The sequence below is a fragment of the Areca yellow leaf disease phytoplasma genome (assembly GCF_041920595.1).
Map to the genome: position 1 here is coordinate 421,812 of NZ_CP169277.1, position 6,649 is coordinate 428,460.

Consider the following 6,649-nt stretch of genomic DNA (forward strand, 5'->3'; position numbering starts at 1 on the left):
CTCTTTGCAAAGGTGTATCTATTGGAAGGTCTTCACAAAAAGGAAGAATCAGAAATTAAGCAGCCATCGCGCATAAGAAAAACAATTTTATCTAACAAATCACCTATACCTATACCATGTTGAGTACTAATTGCAAAAAGGAGTATCAAATCCCAGAGCATAAAATTCATAAGTGTTAGAAAATAAATTGTGGTTGTCAATTTTATTAACTGCCAAAAGAACTGGTTTTTAGTTTTATACAAAAAGTTTAGCTAAATAAATGTCATTTTGAGTAAGTCCTGTTTGCCGCATCAACTGCAAAAACAATTACATCAGCTTCATCAACTGCAAGTTGAGCTTGTAATTTAATTTGTTCCAAAAAAAGGAGTTGATTGAATTTCGATACACTTGTGTCAATAACTCCAAATGTTTTAAGTAAGCCACTCGGCAGTAAATAGTAAATTGAAGTAATGCCTGCTTTTTGATGAAGTAATAGCGTATCTTTTCCCAATAATGCGGTTAAACAAACTTGATTTTACTTAACATTAGAGACGACCCACAATACAGCAATTTTAAAAGACATTTAAGTTCTCCTTTTTTTATCAATTAAGGCAATAATTTTGGCAATTACTTCATCAATTGATAATCTGCAGTAGTATCTTAGTAAAATGGCATCTAAAGCTTTAGATATGTAAGCAAGTTGGCGATGATAATCTTTATGATCACAGATTTCCTTGAGTTTGTTTCATAATTTGAGAATAATGTCTGTGATTTTTCCTTTTGGGCATCTTCTTGTTGTTTTCTCAAAGCTCTTTTTTAGTAATGTTGGCAGTAAGAAAAATTTTTTAGGTCGCATCTGGCATTACAACTGTTCCAATATCTCTTCCATCCATAATTAAATTAGGAGTATTGGCACAATTTTACTTACCTTTACAATTTCAATGAAAATTTGATTCTTACAGCAGGAATTAAAGCTACTGAAGAGACATGTTTTCGACGATCCAAAGACTTAATTTTTTAAAAGAAACGTCTTCTTGATTAAGAAAAATTTTATTACAAGAATAAGAAAATTGATTTATCTAAAGCTTGATTGGAACTTTTTCATGATGCCATGAAACTTCTACCATTTTCTAACGAAATATAAAGTTAATTACTTTGAGAAACATTGCTCCAGTATCAATGTGATTCAACCTAATTTTTGGGACAACTTTTTACTAATAGTGCTTTTATAGAATACTGCCGGACCATCAATGACAGCGATTTTAAAACTTTTCATATGCATATATAACTAACTCCTTATAGTAGAATATTAAATTTACTAAATTAAATGCGGTAATGGAGTAGTTAAGGTTTTTAATTTTTTAATTTCATGAATTTTTAAAGGGCGATAAGCACCTATTGTGAGATTTTCAATAGTTAAAAAATAACTTAATAACGTTTTAACTTTAAAACTTGATAGCCTAAAGCTTGCATCATTTTACGAACTTGCCTGTTTTTTCCTTCAAAGTTATTACCAGCTTTAACCAAGTAGAAGGTTTGGGTGTATAAGAACTTTTCAAAATATCAATTTCTTTACAAACAGCCAAATAATTTTTATCAATGATAATTCCTTTGCGGAATGTGGCAAGGTCTTTTTTTTGCAAACAAGCATTAATTTTAACATGATATTCTTTAGGAATACAAAAAGGAAGGATGGGTTAATTTTTAATTAAGATCGCCGTCATTAGTAATTAAAAGTAGTCCTGTAGTATTAAAATCAAGGCGTCCTATCGGATATAATCTTTGTATGCTTGCTTGCTTCCGATTAAATCCAAAACAGTAGGGCGTTTTTTATTGTCTTTGGCAGTGGGAAAAAGAAATCCATTGGGTTTGTTGAGCAAAATAAGAATAAGTGGTTTTGGTGATCGGTTTGTCATCCAAAGTTATAATGTCGCTGGAAGAAGATACTTTGGTTCCTAATTCAGAAATAATTTTGCCATTAACTTTAATGCGTTTTTCCAAAATTAAAATTTCTGCTTTTTCTTCTAGATGACACATTTGCATAAGCCAAAACTTTTTGTAATCTTTGCATTATTTTCCAATCCTTCCTTACTTGATTGTGTGTGGTTTGATGTTTAAAAACTTATTATTAAAATATTGTTCAAAAATGTCTTTTGTTTTTCTAATAGTTAATAATTAAAAATATTGCAAATTAAAAAAATAACGCGGATAGTATTTATTTTCATCAAGGTATCATAATAAGCAACAAAATTTTTATTACTATCTTTAACTATAAAGGTTTTTTAGTAGTTATTTGTCTTTGGTCTAAATGAGTGCCGTTTTTTACTAACTTAATTAAATAATCATTTAAAAATAAGTTCATCGTAAGCAGCAAAAAAAGTACTATCCAAATCAAATCATTGAGTTCTAAATTTTCAATAGTTTTAGCGTTTTGTAATAAATGCGTGCCAATTGCAGTTCTTTGCAAACGAAGAAGAGCACCATAAGTATTTAATTGCAAAGCTAGATCGCGCGCAAGACTTCTAATATTTTTTTTTTTTTTTTTTTTTTTTTTTTTTTTTTTTTTTTTTTTTTTTTTTTTTTTTTTTTTTTTTTTTTGAATATGTGCCAAAAATCTACTTGGTCGCGATAAAGCAAAGATGTTTTTTTCAAAATGATGAATAAAATTTCTCTTGGAGGAATATCTAAAACTTGATTTTTGAGTGCTAAACGATACATTTTTTCCTTTTAATTTTAACTGCTGAAAACATAGGAGGTATTTGCAAATACTTTTTTGATGAAAAAATGCAAAACTTTTGGATGGTACAATCAGTTAAAGGGGTGTTTTGGTATCCAACAATTTACCTGTCACATCAAGTATCATAATGTTTTATTAAAAAGAAAGGTTCCTTGATAAGTTTTTGGTAGTTTATCAGACAAAAAAGCCAGTTTAATTAGCTTTACACAAATAATTAAAAGTCCCGCAAGAGGCTAAAGAGATCAAGGATTTCCCGTGTGTCCTACTTTGTCAAAATGAAATTTTTTTTTTAATTTGGCTTACATCATGTGATGTCATCTTTTCTGGTTTGTTGACTAAAAAAAATCCGTTCATAACGTTTGATTTTGCTTTCGGTTTGTGGTAAAATTATTTATAAGAATTTAAAAATTTAAGCAAGTCTTCTTTATTTAGAAACCACTAGCATGCTTGCTAATTCTTTTTATCTTTGTATAAAATAAGGGTGGGAAAGCCAGAAACTCCTTTTCTAATGCTAATTGTCTAAAAAATCAACGTCTACTTTGTAAAAAGAATTTCTTTTTCTAAAAAGGCAAACTTCATCCAAAACAGGCAATAATCTTTGACATGGAGGACACATGTAGCAAAAAATCAACAACTACCAATTGTTGTGTTGCAGTTATGGTTTCAAAATCTTGTCCTTGATAATTCATTAAATTACTCATTATATTTAAAACTCCTTTTGTTTTTTGGGGTTTGGGTTTTGGCATACACCATTTATTATAATTTAAAAAATGTTAATTAATAAAGATATGTTTTAGTTATTTTAATTTTTAAAACAAAATGAAAAAATGCATTTTTATGAATCATATTTTTTGTAAATTTGTTCGTTTGAGAATTGTTTTCTAATCCGTTTAATGTTAAGTTAACCATAAAGCAAAAACACAAATGAAGACAAAGAAAGGATTATTTTAATTAATAAGTTTACCCAATCAAAATATTTTTATTCTTGTAAAATAAAATCTTTGTATTTAAGAGAAGTTATTTTTTGTTCCAAAATGTTTTGAGAAATAGGTTTTAATTTGCAATAAAAAGGGACTCTGTTTTTATCAATTAATTTGATATGGTAATAAAAACCTTCCAGCCAACTATTTTTAGCAACATAAGTAATTTTTTTGGTTTTATAATTATCAATTTTATTCAATAAATCAGAAACAGCAATGTTGGAAGTGGCATTTATAAAAGGCAAATGATGATAGCAATCAAAAGAAAACATCAAACTTACCACAATTAAAAAAAGGGGTGATAATTTTTTTCTTGAAAATAAAAATAAATTTTTAGAATAGCAAACAACCAATAAATGGTTTTAAAAATTAAAATTGTTGATAATAAAATAAAAAAGGACAAAAAGCAAAGTGCAAATAAAATGCCAAATAGTAGTTTTGTTAAAACCTTTTGCAGGTTGGAATGGTTGCATTTTAATTTCTTTCATATCTTTTATTTGTTTTGTTTTGTAAAAATTCTTTAATTTGTGGCATTGGAGTGATATTTTTGTTCTTGCCCCTTAATTTTTGAGACAATTCTTTAATTAAAGGTTCATTTAATTTCACTAAAGCTTTGGCATCAGAAAAACATTTTTTTTTAAAATATCTCTTTGTAAATCTTCTTTATCTTTAACTGATATCGAATTATATAACCAAAAAAACGTGTTAGTTCTTGGGATTTGTGGAAAGCCTCAACAAAATCCAGAACAAGCTTTAGCAATAGTTGTTTCGCAAATCACTTCTTCAGCAGCTTTTCCTGCTAAAAGAACGGTAATTTCTTGGATTAAAGTTTCTTTTAATAAAATATTGGGGGTCTGTTCTTTAGCAAATAAAGTCAATATTTTATCCGAAGAGCGTGGAATTAAAGAAACCGAACTTAAAAAATGAGTGTTTTTGACTTGGCTGATAATTATTTTAGCAGCTGTATGAGTAGCAACAATTTCTTTTTCTTTTGTGATTATATGTTTTGGCAGAATTTGTTATCCCTAATAAAACGTTTTCTTTAGCTTGAATAATTGTTTCAGAAGAAATTTCTTTGCAATTCTTGTTCTTTGCTTTTTCTGCTTGAAGCATTGAAGCCTCATTTAAAATGGCTTTGAGTTGAGCACCACTTAATCCTTGGTTTTCTTGGGCTAATTGTTATAAATTAATATCCTCATCAGCTATTTGTTTGCCTTTAGCACATAATTTTAAAATAGCTTTTCTTGCTTTAAGGTCAGGGAGCAAAACATTAACTACATAAACAAAACGTCCTGGACGAAGCAAGGCATAATCTAGAGATTCTACTCTGTTAGTAGCAGCTATCACAATGACATTATTTTCATTATTATCTTTGGATTTAATCCCATCCATTTGATTTAATAATTCTGTAGTTATTTCTTTTTCTTTTTGGCTAAAATCGTTTCTAGAAATACCAAAAGAATCAATTTCATCAATAAAAATAATGCTTGTTTTATGGGTTTTTGTTTTTTCAAACAAATCTCTTACTTTTTTATCACCATCACCATGAATTCTTTGCAAAAATCAGTACCACTAAAAGCATAAAGGATGCGTCTGATTCGCCTGCAAGAGCTTTTGCAAGTAAGGTTTTTCCTGTTCCTGGAGGTTCATAAACAAAATTCCTTTACACTTGAAAGGTAGCATATATGGCTCCTGCTTCATGATATTTTTTAGTTTCTTTTAAAAAATCAATAAAACGTTGGAGAAGTTGTTTTTTTCTTCTTCCATCCCTGCCACATCATTAAATTTAGTTCCACTTGAGATTGGCTCAAAATCCGTTTTGTTTTGTTGTTTGGAAGATCTTTTTATTCTTTTTTTTGGGAGTTTGTTTGGCAATTGTTTCTTGTGATTGTGGTTGTTCCCGATTCTTTTTCTGGATTAGTTTTTTGGGTATTGCCTTTTTTACCATTAAATTTGCAAAAGAAAATAATTCCAAAAAGATATTATAAAAAGGGATCAAAGCAACATCGCAAAAAGTTCTTTTTTAAAATTATAATCATTGGAGCCATATACCCATTCTTCGAGAAATTAAAATTAATTATGAATTCATTATTTTAAATGTGAACATATAAAATGTAATAATATAAAGAGGTTTCAAAAAAGTGCAAATCATTAAAATAAATAAAATTATTGTATGTTAATAATTTAATTATCTAGGTAAACTTCATCAATTTCCAAACGATTAAATAAAATATGATAATTATCTAATGTTTGACTTGAAAGAAGCCCGAAAGTATACAAACTTTCAAGTAATATCGAGGTTTTTGAGTTGAGTTAAAAATTTTATGAGCAGTTTGAGGTAAAAAGGTTGCAATAAAACTCCTAAAAACCTTAAAGTTTCTAAAGAATATAGTGTGTGGTCTAATGGTTGTTGTTTTTCAGGATTTTTAAATAAATTCAGAGTTCTACCAAATCAATGTATTTATTAGCAAAACAGGCAAATTCATAATTTCTTTCAAGAGCATCTCCCTACACACAATCTTGCATTTTTGAGACGAACCAAAGGAAGAGTTGCTAAAGCTCGTTTGGATAAATCAAATTTGGGATCTAAATTAGTTGTAATTAAAGTTTTGGATAAATTATTTTGGCGTTCTTTACCATCCCAAAAAACTCTATGAAATAAATTTCCCAAAACATTAGCTAGGTCACTATTGTGCTTTCTACTAACAATTCATAGTGATATTACCATCTTGAGCATAAGGAATTTCTGATGAACAAAATAACGAATGGAATCCACCAAGAAATGTTTTAATAAATCATCCAGCATACAAAACGTTACCTTTAGATTTAGACATTTTTATTTTTATCAAACAAAATCCACGGATGGGTTAAAAAACTGTTTGGGTAGTGAAATTTCAAGTGCCATCAATAAATAGGCCAGTAGATAAGGTGAAACCTTAAAATATCTTTACCA

8 protein-coding genes and 5 pseudogenes are annotated in these 6,649 nt (G+C 28.4%); all 13 read right to left on the reverse strand.

Annotated features, from left to right (window positions below; all coding sequences use genetic code 11):
* Nucleotides 1–262: 262 nt before the first annotated feature.
* The 13 genes and pseudogenes from ACEW7V_RS02345 to ACEW7V_RS02405 all read right to left on the reverse strand — a co-directional run bounded on the left by ACEW7V_RS02345 (nt 263) and on the right by ACEW7V_RS02405 (nt 6,367).
* Nucleotides 263–490, reverse strand: a complete 228-nt coding sequence (locus tag ACEW7V_RS02345) for a hypothetical protein (RefSeq protein ID WP_374695313.1) — start codon at nt 488–490, stop codon at nt 263–265.
* A gap of 72 nt (nt 491–562) precedes the next feature.
* Nucleotides 563–1,255 (reverse strand): annotated as a pseudogene (locus tag ACEW7V_RS02350) (d(CMP) kinase).
* A gap of 42 nt (nt 1,256–1,297) precedes the next feature.
* Nucleotides 1,298–2,050, reverse strand: a pseudogene (locus ACEW7V_RS02355) (pseudouridine synthase).
* 104 nt (nt 2,051–2,154) lie between these two features.
* Nucleotides 2,155–2,512, reverse strand: a pseudogene (locus ACEW7V_RS02360) (pseudouridine synthase); the annotation flags it as partial.
* Between the two features lie 107 nt (nt 2,513–2,619).
* Nucleotides 2,620–3,070 (reverse strand): annotated as a pseudogene (locus tag ACEW7V_RS02365) (pseudouridine synthase); the annotation flags it as partial.
* A 221-nt stretch (nt 3,071–3,291) separates the two neighbouring features.
* Nucleotides 3,292–3,462 (reverse strand): hypothetical protein, encoded by a 171-nt coding sequence (locus ACEW7V_RS02370; RefSeq protein WP_374695320.1) that lies wholly within the window; start codon nt 3,460–3,462, stop codon nt 3,292–3,294.
* A 233-nt stretch (nt 3,463–3,695) separates the two neighbouring features.
* On the reverse strand, nt 3,696–4,049 hold the full coding sequence (locus ACEW7V_RS02375; protein ID WP_374695321.1) for a hypothetical protein: 354 nt from the start codon (nt 4,047–4,049) through the stop codon (nt 3,696–3,698).
* Between the two features lie 121 nt (nt 4,050–4,170).
* A complete protein-coding gene (locus ACEW7V_RS02380) occupies nt 4,171–4,302 on the reverse strand; it encodes a hypothetical protein (protein ID WP_374695322.1) in 132 nt (43 codons plus the stop codon).
* 125 nt (nt 4,303–4,427) lie between these two features.
* Nucleotides 4,428–4,712: a hypothetical protein gene (locus ACEW7V_RS02385; protein ID WP_374695764.1), complete on the reverse strand. Its 285-nt coding sequence runs from the start codon at nt 4,710–4,712 to the stop codon at nt 4,428–4,430.
* 163 nt (nt 4,713–4,875) lie between these two features.
* A complete protein-coding gene (locus ACEW7V_RS02390; RefSeq protein WP_374695323.1) occupies nt 4,876–5,256 on the reverse strand; it encodes an AAA family ATPase in 381 nt (126 codons plus the stop codon).
* Nucleotides 5,237–5,335 (reverse strand): annotated as a pseudogene (locus ACEW7V_RS02395) (AAA family ATPase); the annotation flags it as partial. The gene ACEW7V_RS02390 and the pseudogene ACEW7V_RS02395, both read right to left, overlap by 20 nt.
* Before the next feature lie 168 nt (nt 5,336–5,503).
* Nucleotides 5,504–5,671, reverse strand: a complete 168-nt coding sequence (locus ACEW7V_RS02400; RefSeq protein ID WP_374695324.1) for a hypothetical protein — start codon at nt 5,669–5,671, stop codon at nt 5,504–5,506.
* Between the two features lie 519 nt (nt 5,672–6,190).
* Nucleotides 6,191–6,367, reverse strand: a complete 177-nt coding sequence (locus ACEW7V_RS02405; RefSeq protein ID WP_374695319.1) for a hypothetical protein — start codon at nt 6,365–6,367, stop codon at nt 6,191–6,193.
* Nucleotides 6,368–6,649: the final 282 nt, after the last annotated feature.